Source organism: Streptomyces sp. NPDC054842 (assembly GCF_053611025.1).
Window position 1 is genome coordinate 1 of the sequence record NZ_JBSGZN010000068.1, and the last position, 16259, is coordinate 16259.

Genomic DNA, 16259 nt, shown 5'->3' on the forward strand with positions numbered 1-16259 from the left:
GGCGGGCACCCCAGGTGCCCGCCCGCTCCGTCGTGGCGCCCGGGGGTCACCCAACGCCACCGCCCCTTTGCGGTCGGCAAGCCTTCGACGGGCGAACAGGTGGCGTCGGGCACAGCCGCATAACAAGGTGGACAGAAGGGGTTTTCTAGTTGGTCTACGCGCGTTAATCTGCGGCGAAGCCAGCGCCGAAGACGATCCGCCAGGCGCTTGTACGACAGGAGCACAACTCATGCGCCGGGTTCCCCGCATCGCGCTCGCAGGCGCTGCGACCGCCTCTCTCGCCCTCGCCCTCTCCGCGTGCGGAGGCACCTCGACCTCCGGCTCGTCGGACTCGAAGGGCGACAAGGGCCTCGCCATCGCCTACGACGTCGGCGGCAAGGGCGACCAGTCCTTCAACGACGCGGCGTTCGCGGGCCTGGAGAAGGCGAAGAAGGAGTTCGGCTACAAGACGGCCGACGTCGAGCCCACGGACGGTGAGACGGACGCGGACAAGACCCAGCGCCTGGTCTCGCTGGCCAAGCAGGGCTACAACCCGGTCGTCGGCATCGGCTACGCGTACGCGCCGGCCGTCAAGGAGGCCGCGGCCAAGTACCCGGACACCACCTTCGGCATCGTCGACGACTCCACCATCGAGGCGAAGAACGTCGCGGACCTGGTCTTCTCCGAGCAGGAGGCGTCCTACCTCGCGGGCGTCGCCGCCGCCAAGGCCACCAAGACGGACACGGTCGGCTTCGTGGGCGGCGTGGACATCCCGCTGATCCACAAGTTCCAGGCCGGCTTCGCGCAGGGCGTCAAGGACACCAAGCCCGGCGTCAAGGTGCTGTCCCAGTACCTCACCCAGACGGCGGACGAGGGCGGCTTCTCCAGCCCCGACAAGGGCAAGACGGCCGCCGAGGGCCAGATCGAGAAGAAGGCCGACGTCGTCTACGCGGCGGCCGGGCTCTCCGGTCAGGGCGTCATCGAGGCCGCCGCCGCCAACAAGGTGTGGGCCATCGGCGTCGACTCCGACCAGTACCGCCAGGAAGCCCTCGCCAAGTACAAGGGCGCCATCCTGACCTCGGCCACCAAGGACGTCGCCAAGGCGGTGTACAACCTCGCGAAGTCGGTCGAGGACGGCAAGCCCGAGAGCGGTATCGTCAGGGGCGATCTGAAGTCCGGTGAGGTGGGCCTCGCCGACTCCAACCCGCAGTACAAGAGCAACACCGCCGTCCAGGAGGCCGTCGAGGCGGCCAAGGAGAAGATCATCAGCGGCGAGATCAAGGTCAAGACCAGCTGACGAGCAGGACCTCAGGAGCAGCTTTGGGGCTCCGGGGGAGTGCGGACGGGTGCTCCACACCGCCCGCACCTCCCCGGAGCCGCTCAGTAACCGCGGGGTTACGTCCGCTCAACGGGATACGGAGAGTCCTGCCCTCCGTATCCCGTTCTCGCGGCGCGGCGCCCCTTTCGTTGCCGTAGGGGCGCTACGCGCGTAGACGACCCCCTTTCCCTCAGGAGAGTGCGCCATCAACGCGTCAAGCAGCCCTCCGGCCGACGTGGTCGACGGTCAGGTGACCGCTGTCGAACTCGCCGGGATCACCAAGCGTTTCCCCGGCGTCGTGGCCAACCACGACATCCACCTCAAGGTCCGCAAGGGCACGGTCCACGCCCTCGTCGGTGAGAACGGCGCCGGCAAGTCGACGCTGATGAAGATCCTCTACGGCATGCAGAAGCCGGACGAGGGCACCATCGCCGTCGACGGGACGCAGGTCGCCTTCTCGTCGCCCGCCGACGCCATCGCCCGCGGCATCGGCATGGTCCACCAGCACTTCATGCTGGCCGACAACCTCACGGTCCTGGAGAACGTGGTGCTGGGCAGCGAGAAGCTGTTCGGCATCGGCGGCCGGGCCCGCCGCAAGATCGTGGAGCTCTCCGAGCGCTACGGCCTCGGGGTCCGCCCCGACGTCCTGGTCGAGGAGCTCGGGGTCGCCGACCGCCAGCGCGTGGAGATCCTCAAGGTCCTCTACCGCGGCGCCCGCATCCTGATCCTGGACGAGCCCACCGCGGTGCTCGTCCCGCAGGAGGTCGACGCCCTCTTCGCCAACCTGCGCGAGCTCAAGGCCGAGGGCCTGTCGGTCATCTTCATCTCGCACAAGCTGGGCGAGGTCCTGTCGGTCGCCGACGACATCACGGTGATCCGCCGCGGCACGACCGTCGGCACCGCCGTCCCCGCCGAGACCACCCCCCGTCAGCTCGCCGAGCTGATGGTCGGCAGCGAGCTGCCGACCCCGGAGACCGCGGAGTCGACGGTCACCGACCGCGCCGTGATCGAGGTCGAGGACCTGACCGTCCTCGCCAAGGGTTCGGTGACGACGGGCAAGGGCTCGGCGAGCCTGCTCATGGACCAGGTGGAGCGCGGCGCCGTGCGGCTCGTGCTCGACCACGTCTCCTTCACCATCCACGCCGGCGAGGTGATGGGCATCGCCGGGGTCGAGGGCAACGGCCAGACCGAGCTCATCGACGCGCTGATCGGCCTCAAGGGCGCCGACTCCGGCGTCATCCGCTTCGCGGGCGAGGACATCACCGCCTGGGCGACGCGCAAGCGCCGCGAGGGCGGCATCGGCTACATCCCCGAGGACCGCCACCGGCACGGCCTGCTCCTGGAGGCCCCCCTCTGGGAGAACCGCATCCTCGGCCACGTCACCGAACGGCCCAACGCCAAGGGCGTCTGGCTGGACCCGAAGGGCGCCCAGGCCGACACCCGCCGGATCGTCGAGGAGTACGACGTCCGCACCCCCGGCATCGACGTCACCGCGGCCTCCCTCTCCGGCGGCAACCAGCAGAAGCTGATCGTCGGCCGGGAGATGAGCCACAATCCGCGCTTCCTCATCGCCGCCCACCCCACCCGCGGTGTGGACGTCGGCGCGCAGGCCCAGATCTGGGACCAGATCCGCGCGGCCCGCCGCGAGGGCCTCGCCGTCCTGCTGATCTCCGCCGACCTGGACGAGCTGATCGGCCTCTCCGACACGCTCCGGGTGATCTACAACGGCAAACTGGTCGCGGACGCCGACCCGGCCACCATCACCCCGGAGGAGCTCGGCTCGGCCATGACCGGCGCCGCCTCCGGACACCTCGAGAACGAAGAGCTCGCAGAGCAGCTCGAAGAGCAGGCAGACGCCCCGGAAGACGAGGCCCGCTGATGAAGAAGTTCGACAAGGAGCGCGTGCTCCTCGCGGTGGCCGGACCGGTCATCGCGCTCGTCGTGGCCGTGGCACTGACCTCGGTCGTGCTGCTCGCCTCGGGGAAGAACCCGATCGAGCCCTACACGCTCATGTTCGAGCAGGCCACGTTCTCGGACATCCAGGTCCTGATCATCAACCAGGCCTCGCTGTACTACATCGCGGCGCTGGCGGTGGCCATCGGCTTCCGCATGAACCTGTTCAACATCGGTGTGGACGGCCAGTACCAGCTGGCCGCCATGATGGCCGCGATCGTCGGCGCGCACGTCGCGCTGCCGGCCGTGCTGCAGGTCCCGCTGCTGATCCTCACCGCGATCCTCACCGGCGCCTTCTGGTCCGGCATCGCCGGTGTCCTGAAGGTCACCCGGGGTGTCAGCGAGGTCGTCGCGACGATCATGCTCAACGCGATCGCGACCGCGCTCATCGCCTACATGTGGCTGCCCGACGTCTTCGGCGTCAAGGTCGGCAACAACAACACCACCGGCGAGATGCACGAGTCGGGCTGGGTGCCCGGCTTCGACATGGGCGACGCCGGCGAGATCTACGGCATGGTCGTCCTCGCGGTGGTGCTCGGCATCGGCTACTGGGTCGTCCTCAACCGCACCCGTTTCGGCTTCGACCTGCGCGCCTCGGGCGCCTCGGAGAGCGCCGCCGCGGCCAGCGGAGTGGACCCCAAGCGCATGGTGCTCACCGCCATGCTGGTCTCCGGCGGCATCGCGGGCCTCGCCGGCCTGCCGATCCTGCTCGGCTCCACCCACACGTTCAGCCTGAACTTCCCGACCGGCATCGGCTTCCTCGGCATCGGCATCGCCCTGCTCGGCCGCAACAGCCCGACCGGCATCGCCTTCGCGGCCCTGCTCTGGGCCTGGCTCGACAAGGCCTCTCCCGAACTCGACTTCCACGGGTACGACAAGGAGATCGCGGTCATCATGCAGGGCCTGATCGTGATCGCGGTCGTGGTCTCGTACGAGGCCGTGCGCGAGTGGGGTCTGCGCCGCCAGCAGCGCCGGGTCGGCGCGGAACTCGCCGCGGGCAACGTCCTCGGCGCCTCCTCTGACAACGACACCAAGAAGGAGGTGGCTGGCCGATGACCACCGCAACCGCTGTCAACCAGCCCTCGCTGCAGCCCGCAGCACCCGGCGGCCGCCGGCTGACGCTCCCCGTCCTCCTGCTCGTCATCGCGGGCGGCCTGGCGCTGACGTCGATCGTGCGCATCATCACCGGCGCCGACGGCATCACCAACGTCAGCCAGATGTCCACCGCGCTCCAGCTCGCCGTCCCGATCGGCCTGGCCGGTCTCGGCGGTCTGTGGGCCGAGCGCGCGGGCGTCGTCAACATCGGCCTCGAGGGCATGATGATCCTCGGCACCTGGTTCGGCGCCTGGGCCGGCTACCAGTGGGGCCCGTGGACCGGTGTCCTGGTCGGCATCGTCGGCGGCTGCCTCGGCGGCCTGCTGCACGCGATCATCACGGTCACCTTCAACGTCAACCACATCGTCTCCGGTGTGGCCATCAACATCCTGGCCCTCGGCGCCACCCGCTACCTGTCCCCGCTCGCCTTCGAGGGCGTCCAGGGCGGTTCGGCCAAGCAGTCCCCGCCCGTCGAGTCCCTGGGCCACTTCACGGTCCCCGGGCTCTCCGACTGGCTGACCACCCTCAACGGCAAGGGCTGGTTCTTCCTCTCGGACATCGCGGGCCTGCTCGGCGGCCTGGTCACCAACGTCTCCTGGCTGACCCTGATCGCCATCGCGCTGATCCCCGGGACCTGGTGGATCCTGTGGCGCACCCCGTTCGGCCTGCGCCTGCGGTCCTGCGGCGAGAACCCGGTCGCGGCCGAGTCCCTCGGCGTGAACGTCTACAAGTACAAGTACCTCGCCGTGATCATCTCCGGTGGCCTGGCCGGCCTCGGCGGCGTCTTCCTCTCGATCGTCGCCAACCCCTTCTACCTGGAGGGACAGACCAGCGGCCGCGGCTACATCGGCCTCGCGGCGATGATCTTCGGCAACTGGATGCCGGGCGGACTCGCCCTCGGCGCGGGCCTGTTCGGCTACACCGACAGCCTCAACCTGCGCGGCGGCTCGGCGAACGTCCACGCGCTGCTGCTGCTCGGCGCGATCCTGCTGGTCATCGGCGCGGTCTGGCTGGTGATCCGCAAGAAGTACGTCCAGGCCGTGATCACCCTCGTCGTCGGCGCGCTGGTCTTCGCCTGGTACGCCGGCACCAACGAGGTGCCGAACCAGGTCGTCTCCGCCACGCCGTACGTGATCACCCTGCTCGTGCTGTCCCTGTCCGCGCAGCGCCTGCGGATGCCGAAGGCGGACGGCCTGCCCTACCGCAAGGGGCAGGGCAAGTGACGCCGGCCGGGGACGCTCCCGGGAACAGCCGGCCCGAGGCCGACTGGGACGCCCTGCGCGAGATCGCCCGGGACGCCATGTCCCGGGCGTACGCCCCCTACTCGGGCTACCCGGTCGGGGTCGCGGCCCTCGTCGACGACGGGCGCACGGTCTCCGGCTGCAACGTCGAGAACGCCTCGTACGGCCTCGGGCTGTGCGCCGAGTGCGGTCTGGTCTCCCAGCTCCAGAACACCGGCGGCGGCCGGCTGACCCACTTCACGTGCGTCGACGGCCACGGCGAGATCCTCGTGCCGTGCGGGCGCTGCCGGCAGCTGCTCTTCGAGTTCGGCGGGCCGGACCTGCTGCTGGAGACGCCCGCGGGGATCCTGCCGCTCTCCGAGATGCTCCCGCAGGCCTTCGGGCCGGAGCACCTCACCAAGTAACTCTCCGCGGCCCCTCCGGACTGTCCGGAGGGGCCGCTGCTCTTCGGAAGGAAAGCCATGGCCATGGACGCCATCTCCGTCATCCGCACCAAGCGGGACCGCGGCGAGTTCAGCGACGAGCAGATCGACTGGGTCATCGACGCGTACACCCGCGGCGAGGTCGCCGACTACCAGATGGCCGCCCTCAACATGGCGATCCTGCTCAACGGCATGAACCGCCGCGAGATCAGCCGCTGGACCGCCGCGATGATCGCCTCCGGCGAGCGCATGGACTTCTCCTCGCTGTCCCGCCCCACCGCCGACAAGCACTCCACCGGCGGCGTCGGCGACAAGATCACGCTGCCGCTCGCGCCCCTCGTCGCGGCCTGCGGCGCGGCGGTCCCGCAGCTGTCGGGACGCGGCCTCGGCCACACCGGCGGCACCCTCGACAAGCTGGAGTCGATCCCCGGCTGGCGGGCGCTGCTCTCCAACGAGGAGATGCTCTCCGTCCTGGACCGGGTCGGCTCGGTCATCTGCGCCGCCGGCGACGGCCTCGCGCCCGCCGACAAGAAGCTGTACGCCCTGCGCGACGTCACCGGCACCGTCGAGGCCATCCCGCTGATCGCCTCCTCGATCATGTCGAAGAAGATCGCCGAGGGCACCGGTTCGCTGGTCCTGGACGTGAAGGTCGGCACCGGCGCCTTCATGAAGACCATCGAGGACGCCCGCGAACTCGCCTCCACGATGGTGGGCCTCGGCACCGACCACGGCGTGAAGACGGTCGCGCTGCTCACCGACATGTCGACCCCGCTCGGCCTGACCGCGGGCAACGCCCTCGAAGTCCGGGAGTCCGTCGAGGTGCTGGCCGGCGGCGGTCCGGCGGACGTCGTCGAGCTGACCCTCGCGCTGGCCCGCGAGATGCTCGACGCGGCGGGGGTCAAGGACGCCGACCCGGCGAAGGCGCTCGCCGACGGCTCCGCCATGGACGCCTGGCGCCGCATGATCGCCGCGCAGGGCGGTGACCCGGACGCCCCGCTGCCGACCTCGCGCGAGCAGCACGTCGTCACGGCCCCGTCCTCCGGTGTGCTGACCCGCCTGGACGCCTACGACATCGGCGTGGGCGCCTGGCGCCTGGGCGCCGGACGCGCGCGCAAGGAGGACCCGGTGCAGGCCGCCGCGGGTATCGAGCTGCACGCCAAGCCCGGTGACACCGTCACGGCCGGCCAGCCGCTGCTCACCCTGCACACCGACACCCCCGAGCGCTTCGCGTACGCCCTGGAGGCGGTCGAGGGCTCGTACGACATCGCCGCCGCGGGCACGGACTTCACGCCGGCCCCGATCGTGCTGGAGCGCATCGCCTGATCCGTACGTCCCCGGAAGGGGGCCGGTGCTCCGGCGCCGGCCCCCTTCCGGCTGTCCGGGCGGGTCAGCCGAGGAGCGCGGCGATCAGCACCAGCACCGGCACGGACACGATCGTCGACAGCAGGATCGACTCGCGCGCGAGGGCCTCGCCGGTCCCGTAGCGGGAGGCGTAGGTGAAGAGGTTCTGCGCGGCGGGCAGCGCCGAGGTGACGACCACGTCGAGCAGGGGCGCCCCCTTGAGCCCGAACACCCCGGCGGCCAGCGCCCAGGCCGCCAGGGGCTGCCCCGCCGACTTCAGGGCGACCGAGAGCAGCACCGGGTGCCGGTCCGGGCCGCGGCCGGGCAGGGTGCTGCCGCAGAGCGAGATGCCGAACGCCAGCAGCACCGCGGGCACCGACATGTTCCCGATCAGGATGATCGGGTCGAGGACCGGCCCCGGCACCTCCAGTCCGCTCGCCGACACGGCGACCCCGGCGAGCGAGCCGACCGCTATGGGGTTGCGCAGCGGTGTGAGCAGGCGCTGCCACAGCGGGGCCTTGCCGTCCCGGCCGGCCAGGTCCAGCACGGTCAGCGCGACCGGGGTCACCCCGATGAGCTGGAACAGCAGCACGGGTGCCACCAGCGAGGCGTCGCCGAGGACGTACACCGCGATCGGGATGCCCAGGTTGCCGCTGTTGACGTAGCTGGAGCACAGGGCGCCGATGGTCGTGCGCCCGACACCCCACCGGCGCACGGCGCCCACCGCGACGAAGACGCCGGCCGCCACCGCCGTGCTCATCGCCGTGACCAGCAGCCGGCTGGAGAAGACCACCGACAGGTCGGCCCCGGCGAGCGTCGTGAACAGCAGCGCGGGCGAGGCCACGTGGAACGCGAGCTTGGTCAGGACCTCGCGCCCGTTCGCCCCGAGGTGTCCGCGGCGGCCGATGACGTAGCCGACCGCGATGACGGCGGCGATGACACCGAAACCCGTCAGCACCCCTCGCACGACACCCCCGCCGGGACGAGGAGGCCGTCGCGCGGCACGGAGGGAGCTGATCTATGGGGCATACAACCAACCCTCCGGGGAGGGCCGGTCCCAGGTCAATGTGATCTCTGTCGTGGGTGTGCGCCGTGGGGTACGGGGCGTGGGTGCGGTGCGGACGCCGACCGGCGCCGACGACGACCGGGGGGCGGGCGAGTCCACTTCGGTGCCGGCACCGGTCCGGCGCCGCCCCGATGAGTTCCGCGCCCTTCGCCGGTCTACTGAAGGTGGACGCCACGACACCCGCCGTACTCGCGCTGCCGGGCCCCGTCTCCCGTGACGAGGTGCCCCGGCTCTGCGCCCGCGTGCGCGCACAGCTGGAGGTGACCGGGGCCGGGGTCGTGGTCTGCGACGTCGCGGGGCTCGGGCCGCCGGGCCTGGCGGCCGTCGACGCCCTGGCCAGACTCCAGCTCACCGCCCGCCGGCACGGCGGGCGGATACGCCTGCGGAACGCGGACCCCGCGCTCAGGGCCCTACTCGACCTGGTCGGTCTCCGCTTCGAGTCGGAGGGGGAGCCCGAAGAGCGGGAACCAGCGGGCGGTGTCCAGGAAGCAGTGGAACCCGGTGATGCGCCCCTTTGAGATCTCCAGCGCCTGCACCGCCCACGGCACGAAGCCGTCCGATTCCGGGTCCGGCTTGTACTGCGCGAAGCCCGGCAGGCCGTTGACCTCGACCGGCAGCAGGCGCGAGCCCGCGCAGGCCGCGCCCAGCGTCGTCATGAAGCCGGTGATGTCGTCCGTGCCGCGCAGCCACAGGTCGAACGGCGGCATCGTCATGATCGCGTCTTCGTGCAGCAGGGCCGTCAGCGCCGTCATGTCGTACCCCTCGAAGGCGGCGACGTAGCGCTCCAGGAGCTTCTGCTGCTCCTCGTCCAGGGGGTCGGAGACGGCGGCCTCGGCGCCTTCGCCCGCGCTCTCGGCGAGCGTCGCGCGGGCCCGCTGGAGCGCGCTGTTGACCGAGGCGACCGTGGTGCCGAGCAGCTCCGCGACCTCGCTCGCCTTCCACGCCAGGACCTCGCGCAGGATGAGCACGGCCCGCTGCTTGGGCGGCAGCTGCTGGAGCGCCGCCATGAAGGCGAGGCGCACCGACTCCTTGGCCACCGCCGCCTCCGCCGGGTCGGTGACCGCCGGGAGCACGCGCGCGTCGGGCACGGGCTCCAGCCACGTGTGGTCCGGGCGGGGGTTCAGGGCCGCCCGGTCCAGGGGCGAGGGGCCGGTCAGGTCCATGGGGCGAGCCCTTCGGTTGCCCGCGTTCAGCATGTCCAGGCAGACGTTCGTGGCGATCCGGTAGAGCCAGGAGCGCATCGAGGAGCGGCCCTCGAACTTGTCGTAGCTGCGCCAGGCGCGGACCATCGTGTCCTGCACGGCGTCCTCGGCCTCGAAGGAGGAGCCGAGCATCCGGTAGCAGTACCCGGTCAGCTCGGTCCTGTGCTTCTCCAGCCGGACGTCCAGGTCCGCCGTCGCCGTACCGTCACTCATCGCCAACCCACCCCTGTGGCTCTGTCCGTCGCACCTTCGCGCCAGCACTTCGGAAGCTACCGCAGCCCACTGACAATGGCCCCCGGAGTGACGAAGTCCCAGGTGGGAGGGGGGTGTGAGGAACGCCGTTCCCGCGCCCCCGCCGTCCCGGGCGGGAGTACGGCCGCGGTGGCCGCGCTCCCCGGACCGTGGTGGCCGCGCTCCCCGGACCGCGGTGGACGCGATCTCCGGCCCCGGGGGGCGGGCCTCAGCGGACCCCGGAGGCCGGACTCAGCGGGCCCCGGCGCCGGACTCAGCGGGCCAGGGCCGGCCCGCGACGGGACGAGACACGGGCCGCGCGGGAGCCGAACACCGTCACCGACACGACGCCGAGCACCGCCAGCAGCCCGAGCCCCACCGTCCCGGCCCAGCCGCCCGTGTGGAAGGCGACCGCGCCGAGCGTGCTGCCCGCGCTGGAGCCCACGTAGTAGGCGGACTGGTACAGCGCCGACGCCTGGGCCCGGCCGCGCGTGGCCGTGTGGCTCACCGCGGAGGACGCCACCGCGTGACCGGCGAAGAAGCCCGCGGTGATCAGGACCAGACCGAGCAGGACCAGCGGCAGGGACCCGGCGAGGGACAGCAGCAGCCCTGCCGCCGTCGTGCCGCCCGCCAGGTACAGGGAGCCGCGCCGGCCCAGCCGGGCGACCAGGCCGCCCGCCGTCGAGGCGGACACCGTGCCGACCAGGTAGACCAGGAAGACCGAGCCGACGATGCCCTGGGGCAGCGAGAACGGCGCCTCGGTGAGGCGGTAGCCGATCACCGTGTAGACCGCGCCGAACACCGTCATGAACAGCGCGCCGATCGCGTACAGCCGGCACAGCAGCGGGTTCGCCAGGTGGTCGCGGACCGTGCGGGCCAGCACCCGGGGCCGCAGCGACCCCGGGGTGAAGTGCCGCGGCGCCGGCAGCAGCAGCCGGAAGGCGACCGCGCAGGCCACCGCGAGCACGCCGATCACCCCGACGGCGACCCGCCAGCCCCACTCCTGCGCGACCCAGCCGGTGATGACGCGGCCGCTCATCCCGCCGACGCTGTTGCCCGCCACGAACAGGCCGATCGCCGTGATCAGCGCCTTCGGCTGGACCTCCTCGGCCAGATACGCGGTAGCCGACGCGGGCAGCCCCGCCAGCGCCGCGCCCTGCACCGCCCGCAGGGCGACCAGGGCGCCGAGCGAGGGGGCGAAGGGGACCAGCAGGCCGACGGTCACGGCGACGGCCAGCGACGCCGTCATCATCGTCCGCCGCCCGAACCGCTCCGACAGCGCGCTCATCGGCAGTACGAACAGCGCCAGCGCGCCGGTCGCCGCCGACACCGTCCAGCTGGCCTCGCTCGCGCTGACGCCGAAGTCGCCCGAGACGAGGGGCAGGAGAGCCTGCGTCGAGTAGAGGAGCGCGAAGGTCGCGACGCCCGCGAGGAAGAGGGCGAGGCTCATCCGGCGGTAACCGGGGCCGCCGGGGGCCATGCGCGCGTCGGGCGCGTGGGGTGCGGATGTGTCGGGAGCGGGGACGGACGGGACGGCGCCCACGGTGGTGGACGCCCCGGTACTGGCGGAAGGCATGCCTCGAACGTAGGCAGCCGTGATTCATCCGTCCAATGCACGGAAACCCCATAATCGTTCCCATGGCGCATCAGCAGAGGTCAGAGGCTCACCTGTCACCGTCCAGTGACACAGAAGACATCGTGGCGGTGCTCGCTCCGCGGCTCGCGTACTTCGCCGGGGTCGCCCGCACCGAGCACGTCACGCGCGCCGCCCAGGAGATGCAGGTCCCGCAGTCCACCCTGTCCCGGGCGATGGTGCGCCTGGAACAGGACCTCGGGGTCGAGCTGTTCGCCCGCCGCGGCCGGACCGTCGCGCTCACGCCGGCCGGCCGTACGTTCCTCGGGTCCGTCGAGCGGGCGCTCGCGGAGATCGAGCGCGCCGCCGAGGAGGTGCGGGCCGACGCCGACCCCGCCACCGGCAAGGTCGCCTTCGGGTTCCTGCACACCATGGGCTCCGAGACGGTGCCCGCGCTCATCCGCGCCTTCCGCGCCGACCATCCGCGCGTCCGCTTCAGTCTCGTCCAGAACTACGGCGAGGCGATGATCGAACGGCTGCGCTCGGGCGAGCTGGACCTGTGTCTGACCTCGCCGGTGCCGGACGCGCCCGATCTGGTGGGCCGCCGGCTCGACGAGCAGAAGCTGCGGCTCGTGGTCCCGGCCGACCACCCGCTGGCCGCGCGGCGGCGCGTCCGGCTCGCCGAGGCGGCCGACGAGACCTTCGTGACCCTCGAACCGGGTTACGGACTGCGGCGCATCACCGACGACCTCTGCCAACAGGCGGGCTTCCGGCCGCGGATCGCCTTCGAGGGCGAGGAGGCGGAGACGCTCCGCGGGCTGGTCGCCGCGGGGCTCGGCGTCGCCCTGCTTCCCCCACCGGCCGTGCCCCGCCCGGGAGTTGCCGAGCTGGCCGTCACCGCTCCGCGTGCGGCCCGCGAGATCGGCGTCGCCTGGCTCGACGGCCGCCCGGACACCCCGCCGGTGGCGGCCTTCAAGAAGTTCCTGCTCTCCCGCCGGGGACACCTGCTGCCGGACTGAGGGAGCGGAGCGGGCCGCCCCAGGCGTGCGCTGAGCGGCGAGGGTCAGGGTCGACGTCCGGGTCGGGCGGGCCGTGCCCGGGGTCCGTCCCGGCTGGCCGGACCCCGCGACGCCGGCTTGACCCGGACGGCCCGGCCTAGCGGCGCAGCGAGCGGCCGAATCCGGCCGCCAGCGGCATCCGCAGGCCCAGCGGCGGCGGCGCGGCGAACGCGTCCTGCACCGGCCGCGAGAAGCCCCGCGCGAACAGCGCCCCCATCACGAAGTCCTCGGCGAGCGCGTGGACTTCGGCCCGGTGCTGGTGCAGGTGGTGCCCGTCCGAGTGGACCTCGAAGCGGCAGATGTCGCGGTTGGCCTTCTTCGCCCGCGCCGCGAGCCGGAACGACAACTCCGGGTCCGTGCGCTGGTCGTTGGTGCCGTGCACGATGAGCACCCGTCGGCCCGCCAGGTGCTTCACCGGTTCGGGTGGCGCCGCCACGTCCTCCTCGGGCAGCCAAGGGGCGAGCGCCAGCACCGAGTTGACGGCGGTGTGCCCGGCCGCCCGCAGTGCCGCCCGGGCCCCCATGTCCACCCCGGCGAGGCACACGGGCACGTCCCCGTAGCGCCGTACGACCTCGTCGGCGGCCCACGCGGCGTCGCGGGCCAGATGCGCCTCCGCGCCGTTCCACCCGCGGTAGCGGTAGTGCACCACGTGGGCCGCCAGCCCCTCGGTGCGGCCCGCCTGCGTGAGGCGGCGTCCCAGCGCTCGTACCGAAGCCGCCGCCACCAGGGGTGACGGTCTGCGGTCGGAGGTCTCGTCGCCGCCCGGGAGCAGCAGCACCACTCCGCTCACCGTCGTCGGCTCGGGCCCGAGCGCCCTTCCCAGCCGGGCCCTGCGAACCGGCGTCGCTTGCTGTGCCATGACAGAACAGTGTCAGAAGCATTGGTGTACGCCATCCGTCCTGGGGGTCACCTTTGGGTATCGGCGGATCGGCGTGCCGAGAGATCTACGCGCGTAGGCGTTAGAGTGCGGAAATGACGAGCCAGCACCCGAACACCCCGAGCTCGGAGCAGATCCGCCGGGCGCCCAAGGTCCTGCTGCACGACCACCTCGACGGGGGCCTGCGCCCCGGCACGATCGTCGACCTGGCCCGCGCGAACGGCTACGACGGTCTCCCCGAGTCCGATCCCGACAAGCTCGGCGTCTGGTTCCGCGAGGCCGCCGACTCCGGTTCCCTGGAGCGGTACCTGGAGACCTTCGCCCACACCTGCGCCGTCATGCAGACCCGTGAGGCGCTCGTCCGGGTCGCCGCCGAGTGCGCCGAGGACCTCGCCGAGGACGGTGTCGTCTACGCCGAGGTCCGGTACGCGCCCGAGCAGCACCTGGAGGGCGGGCTCGCCCTCGAAGAGGTCGTCGAGGCCGTCAACGAGGGCTTCCGCGAAGGTGAGAAGCGGGCCCGTGAGAACGGGCACCGGATCCGGGTCGGCGCCCTCCTGACCGCCATGCGGCACGCGGCCCGTGCGCTGGAGATCGCCGAACTCGCCAACCGCTACCGCGATCTGGGCGTCGTCGGCTTCGACATCGCCGGCGCGGAGGCCGGGTTCCCGCCCACCCGGCACCTCGACGCCTTCGAGTACCTCAAGCGCGAGAACAACCACTTCACCATCCACGCGGGCGAGGCGTTCGGGCTGCCCTCGATCTGGCAGGCCCTCCAGTGGTGCGGTGCCGACCGGCTCGGGCACGGGGTGCGGATCATCGACGACATCGAGGTCCGCGAGGACGGCTCCGTGCAACTGGGGCGCCTCGCCTCGTACGTGCGCGACAAGCGCATCCCGCTGGAGCTGTGCCCCAGCTCCAACCTGCAGACCGGGGCCGCCGACTCCTACGCCGCCCACCCCATCGGGCTGCTGCGGCGGCTGCACTTCCGCGCGACGGTCAACACGGACAACCGCCTGATGTCCGGCACCAGCATGAGCCGGGAGTTCGAGCACCTTGTCGAGGCGTTCGGTTATTCACTCGACGACATGCAGTGGTTCTCAGTCAATGCGATGAAGTCAGCATTCATTCCTTTCGATGAACGACTGGCCATGATCAATGACGTGATCAAGCCCGGTTATGCCGAGCTGAAATCCGAATGGCTGTTCCAGCAGACCTTCTCCACCAGCGGTTCTGCGGGAGAATAAGGATTCTCCGATGGTCCGGAAAGCGGTCGGGAGAAGGTGACCCGGCCGCTTTCCGATGTTTGCGGGCCGAGTGTTCGCGTGTTTACGGTCGTGGACCGCTCACATCCCCGTCACGCATTCAAGGACGCATTCAACATGAAGCAGTCTGCTGCCAAGACCCTCGGTGTCGCCGCCCTCGGTGCCGCCTTCGCCGCCGCGGGCACCGGTGCCGCGAACGCGGCGCCGGCCATGCCGGACGCCTCCTCGGCGCTCGACACCGTCACCACGGCGCTGCCGACCGAGAACCTCGGCAACTCGCTGCCCGGCGGGAACGGCACGCTGGAGACGGGCAAGGACGCGCTGGGCGAGGGCCTCCGCGCCGCGCAGCCCGCCGTCGGGCAGCTGCTCGCCGAGGGGCCGACCGGGCCGGTGGCCGGGCTGCTGGGCGGGCTGCCGATCCAGGGACTGCCGACGCACGGCCTGCCCGTGAACGGCGTGCCGCTGGGCTGACGCCCGGTCCTCGCGCACGCGGCTCCGGTCGCCGACCGGTCCGCATGCGGACGACGTGGGGGCGCACCCGGCTTCGGGTGCGCCCCAACTGTGTTCTGCGCGAGCGGTGTTCCGGCCGTGCGGTGCCGTGGCCGTGCGGTGCCGTGTCCTTCGGCGTCCGTCCGTCCGTCCGCCCGGCTCGCGGCCGTCCCGCCGTCACCAGGCCGTGCGGGCCTTGTCCTCCGACGGGAACAGGAACCACAGCGCTATGTAGAGCACGAACTGCGGGCCCGGCAGCAGGCACGACACCAGGAAGATCACCCGCATCGTCGTCGCGGAGGTACCGAAGCGCCGCGCCAGCGCTGCGCACACTCCGCCGATCATGCGGCCTTGGGTGGGGCGGGCAATGGCGGTCATCATGGCTCCTTCGTGAACCGTGCCGAGGCGTCCCCGGTGGCTGCCTCATCCCTGTCAAAGCTACGGTCACGAAGCGGGCGAAGCGTCGCTCTACGGTGCGATCCCGACCCTGGGAATCGTCGGGGTCAGACCCTGAGGCGCCTCCTCCGGGCGGACGGTCGCGCGGCGCCGTGTCTCGGCCCTGCGGCGGAGACGGGCCCGGGCGGCGGGGACGACGGCCATGTGGGCCAGGGCCACGCCGACCGTGTTCAGCAGCAGCGAGTCGATGTCCACGACCTGTCCCGGCACGCCGGTCTGGAACAGCTCGATGCCCAGGGAGATCAGCGCGCCCGCGGTCATCGTGCGGAGCAGGGAGGCCAGCGGGGAGACCGTGAGTCTGCCGCCGGCGAGGGGGAGCAGGACGCCCAGCGGGGCCAGCAGGGCGAGGCCCTCGCCGATGCGCCGGGCCGCTTCCTGGGGAGTGAGGGCCAGGTCGGCCCGGATGCCGGCGAAGGGCCGCAGGTTGGCGGCGCTCACCCAGGGGACGTCCAGCGGGCGCAGCGTGATCCAGGCGACGAGCGCGAGGTGGGCGACGAGGAGGACACCTCCTGTCGCACGGACGCGGATCACGGCGCTGCCGCCGTTCGAACCTTGACGCTGCACGCCCCCCTAGACGCGGGGGTTGGTGGGATCGGTTCCGGGTGGGGCCGGGGTCACACCTTCCGGAGTCCTGCCGGTCTCCCGCGGGGTCCTTCGGGTCCTTCGGGTCCTTCGGGGTCCTGCGGGATCCCGTGG

16 protein-coding genes are annotated in these 16259 nt (G+C 71.8%); 10 read left to right on the plus strand and 6 right to left on the minus strand.

The annotated features are described in order from the left end of the window. Positions 1-229: 229 nt before the first annotated feature. The 6 genes from ACWGIS_RS33645 to ACWGIS_RS33670 all read left to right on the plus strand — a co-directional run bounded on the left by ACWGIS_RS33645 (position 230) and on the right by ACWGIS_RS33670 (position 7331). On the plus strand, positions 230-1276 hold the full coding sequence (locus tag ACWGIS_RS33645; protein ID WP_453366294.1) for a BMP family lipoprotein: 1047 nt from the start codon (positions 230-232) through the stop codon (positions 1274-1276). 271 nt (positions 1277-1547) lie between these two features. Continuing rightward, a complete protein-coding gene (locus ACWGIS_RS33650) occupies positions 1548-3176 on the plus strand; it encodes an ABC transporter ATP-binding protein (protein ID WP_453366295.1) in 1629 nt (542 codons plus the stop codon). Continuing rightward, complete coding sequence (locus tag ACWGIS_RS33655; protein WP_453366296.1) at positions 3176-4306, plus strand: ABC transporter permease; 1131 nt, start codon at positions 3176-3178, stop codon at positions 4304-4306. The genes ACWGIS_RS33650 and ACWGIS_RS33655 overlap by 1 nt, the downstream gene beginning before the upstream one ends. After that, a complete protein-coding gene (locus ACWGIS_RS33660) occupies positions 4303-5568 on the plus strand; it encodes an ABC transporter permease (RefSeq protein ID WP_453366297.1) in 1266 nt (421 codons plus the stop codon). Before ACWGIS_RS33655 ends, ACWGIS_RS33660 begins: the two co-directional genes overlap by 4 nt. After that, a complete protein-coding gene (locus tag ACWGIS_RS33665; RefSeq protein ID WP_453366298.1) occupies positions 5565-5990 on the plus strand; it encodes a cytidine deaminase in 426 nt (141 codons plus the stop codon). The genes ACWGIS_RS33660 and ACWGIS_RS33665 overlap by 4 nt, the downstream gene beginning before the upstream one ends. A 57-nt stretch (positions 5991-6047) precedes the next feature. After that, positions 6048-7331: a thymidine phosphorylase gene (locus tag ACWGIS_RS33670; protein ID WP_453366299.1), complete on the plus strand. Its 1284-nt coding sequence runs from the start codon at positions 6048-6050 to the stop codon at positions 7329-7331. A 64-nt stretch (positions 7332-7395) separates the two neighbouring features. On the opposite strand, the gene ACWGIS_RS33675 is transcribed toward ACWGIS_RS33670, so the two are convergent. After that, positions 7396-8316 carry an AEC family transporter gene (locus ACWGIS_RS33675; protein WP_453366300.1) on the minus strand — a complete coding sequence of 307 codons (921 nt, stop codon included), beginning with the start codon at positions 8314-8316 and terminating at the stop codon, positions 7396-7398. 230 nt (positions 8317-8546) lie between these two features. Here ACWGIS_RS33675 and ACWGIS_RS33680 point away from each other — a divergent pair, with 230 nt between their 5' ends. Continuing rightward, positions 8547-8933, plus strand: a complete 387-nt coding sequence (locus ACWGIS_RS33680; protein ID WP_453366301.1) for an STAS domain-containing protein — start codon at positions 8547-8549, stop codon at positions 8931-8933. Here ACWGIS_RS33680 and ACWGIS_RS33685 read toward each other — a convergent pair. Both ACWGIS_RS33685 and ACWGIS_RS33690 read right to left on the minus strand, forming a co-directional pair. Next, entirely contained in the window at positions 8826-9830 is a 1005-nt protein-coding gene (locus ACWGIS_RS33685; RefSeq protein WP_453366302.1) for a sigma-70 family RNA polymerase sigma factor, read from the minus strand. The two genes, ACWGIS_RS33680 and ACWGIS_RS33685, sit on opposite strands and share 108 nt — an antisense overlap. 292 nt (positions 9831-10122) lie before the next feature. After that, positions 10123-11424 (minus strand): MFS transporter, encoded by a 1302-nt coding sequence (locus ACWGIS_RS33690; protein WP_453366303.1) that lies wholly within the window; start codon positions 11422-11424, stop codon positions 10123-10125. A gap of 62 nt (positions 11425-11486) precedes the next feature. Here ACWGIS_RS33690 and ACWGIS_RS33695 point away from each other — a divergent pair, with 62 nt between their 5' ends. Continuing rightward, positions 11487-12440: a LysR substrate-binding domain-containing protein gene (locus tag ACWGIS_RS33695; RefSeq protein WP_453366304.1), complete on the plus strand. Its 954-nt coding sequence runs from the start codon at positions 11487-11489 to the stop codon at positions 12438-12440. Positions 12441-12576: 136 nt separating this feature from the next. On the opposite strand, the gene ACWGIS_RS33700 is transcribed toward ACWGIS_RS33695, so the two are convergent. Then, positions 12577-13338 carry a prolyl oligopeptidase family serine peptidase gene (locus tag ACWGIS_RS33700; protein WP_453366305.1) on the minus strand — a complete coding sequence of 254 codons (762 nt, stop codon included), beginning with the start codon at positions 13336-13338 and terminating at the stop codon, positions 12577-12579. A 113-nt stretch (positions 13339-13451) separates the two neighbouring features. Here ACWGIS_RS33700 and ACWGIS_RS33705 point away from each other — a divergent pair, with 113 nt between their 5' ends. Continuing rightward, the gene (locus tag ACWGIS_RS33705; protein WP_453366306.1) at positions 13452-14600 is read left to right on the plus strand and encodes an adenosine deaminase; all 1149 of its coding nucleotides are present in this window, start codon (positions 13452-13454) and stop codon (positions 14598-14600) included. Between the two features lie 135 nt (positions 14601-14735). After that, positions 14736-15089 carry an ATP-binding protein gene (locus ACWGIS_RS33710; RefSeq protein ID WP_453366307.1) on the plus strand — a complete coding sequence of 118 codons (354 nt, stop codon included), beginning with the start codon at positions 14736-14738 and terminating at the stop codon, positions 15087-15089. A gap of 195 nt (positions 15090-15284) precedes the next feature. Here ACWGIS_RS33710 and ACWGIS_RS33715 read toward each other — a convergent pair whose 3' ends face one another. Continuing rightward, positions 15285-15485 (minus strand): PspC domain-containing protein, encoded by a 201-nt coding sequence (locus ACWGIS_RS33715; protein WP_356172131.1) that lies wholly within the window; start codon positions 15483-15485, stop codon positions 15285-15287. 90 nt (positions 15486-15575) lie between these two features. After that, positions 15576-16127, minus strand: coding sequence for a VanZ family protein (locus ACWGIS_RS33720; RefSeq protein WP_453366308.1), 552 nt, complete (start codon positions 16125-16127; stop codon positions 15576-15578). Between the last annotated feature and the right edge of the window lie 132 nt (positions 16128-16259).

What these genes read in the sequence shown, in the direction of transcription:
- ACWGIS_RS33645 (WP_453366294.1), top strand. Translation starts at nt 230, where the DNA reads ATGCGCCGGGTTCCCCGCATCGCGCTCGCAGGCGCTGCGACCGCCTCT.
- ACWGIS_RS33655 (WP_453366296.1), top strand. Translation starts at nt 3,176, where the DNA reads ATGAAGAAGTTCGACAAGGAGCGCGTGCTCCTCGCGGTGGCCGGACCG.
- ACWGIS_RS33660 (WP_453366297.1), top strand. Translation starts at nt 4,303, where the DNA reads ATGACCACCGCAACCGCTGTCAACCAGCCCTCGCTGCAGCCCGCAGCA.
- ACWGIS_RS33670 (WP_453366299.1), top strand. Translation starts at nt 6,048, where the DNA reads ATGGCCATGGACGCCATCTCCGTCATCCGCACCAAGCGGGACCGCGGC.
- ACWGIS_RS33680 (WP_453366301.1), top strand. Translation starts at nt 8,547, where the DNA reads ATGAGTTCCGCGCCCTTCGCCGGTCTACTGAAGGTGGACGCCACGACA.
- ACWGIS_RS33685 (WP_453366302.1), bottom strand. Translation starts at nt 9,830, where the DNA reads ATGAGTGACGGTACGGCGACGGCGGACCTGGACGTCCGGCTGGAGAAG.
- ACWGIS_RS33690 (WP_453366303.1), bottom strand. Translation starts at nt 11,424, where the DNA reads ATGCCTTCCGCCAGTACCGGGGCGTCCACCACCGTGGGCGCCGTCCCG.
- ACWGIS_RS33695 (WP_453366304.1), top strand. Translation starts at nt 11,487, where the DNA reads ATGGCGCATCAGCAGAGGTCAGAGGCTCACCTGTCACCGTCCAGTGAC.
- ACWGIS_RS33700 (WP_453366305.1), bottom strand. Translation starts at nt 13,338, where the DNA reads ATGGCACAGCAAGCGACGCCGGTTCGCAGGGCCCGGCTGGGAAGGGCG.
- ACWGIS_RS33705 (WP_453366306.1), top strand. Translation starts at nt 13,452, where the DNA reads ATGACGAGCCAGCACCCGAACACCCCGAGCTCGGAGCAGATCCGCCGG.
- ACWGIS_RS33710 (WP_453366307.1), top strand. Translation starts at nt 14,736, where the DNA reads ATGAAGCAGTCTGCTGCCAAGACCCTCGGTGTCGCCGCCCTCGGTGCC.
- ACWGIS_RS33715 (WP_356172131.1), bottom strand. Translation starts at nt 15,485, where the DNA reads ATGACCGCCATTGCCCGCCCCACCCAAGGCCGCATGATCGGCGGAGTG.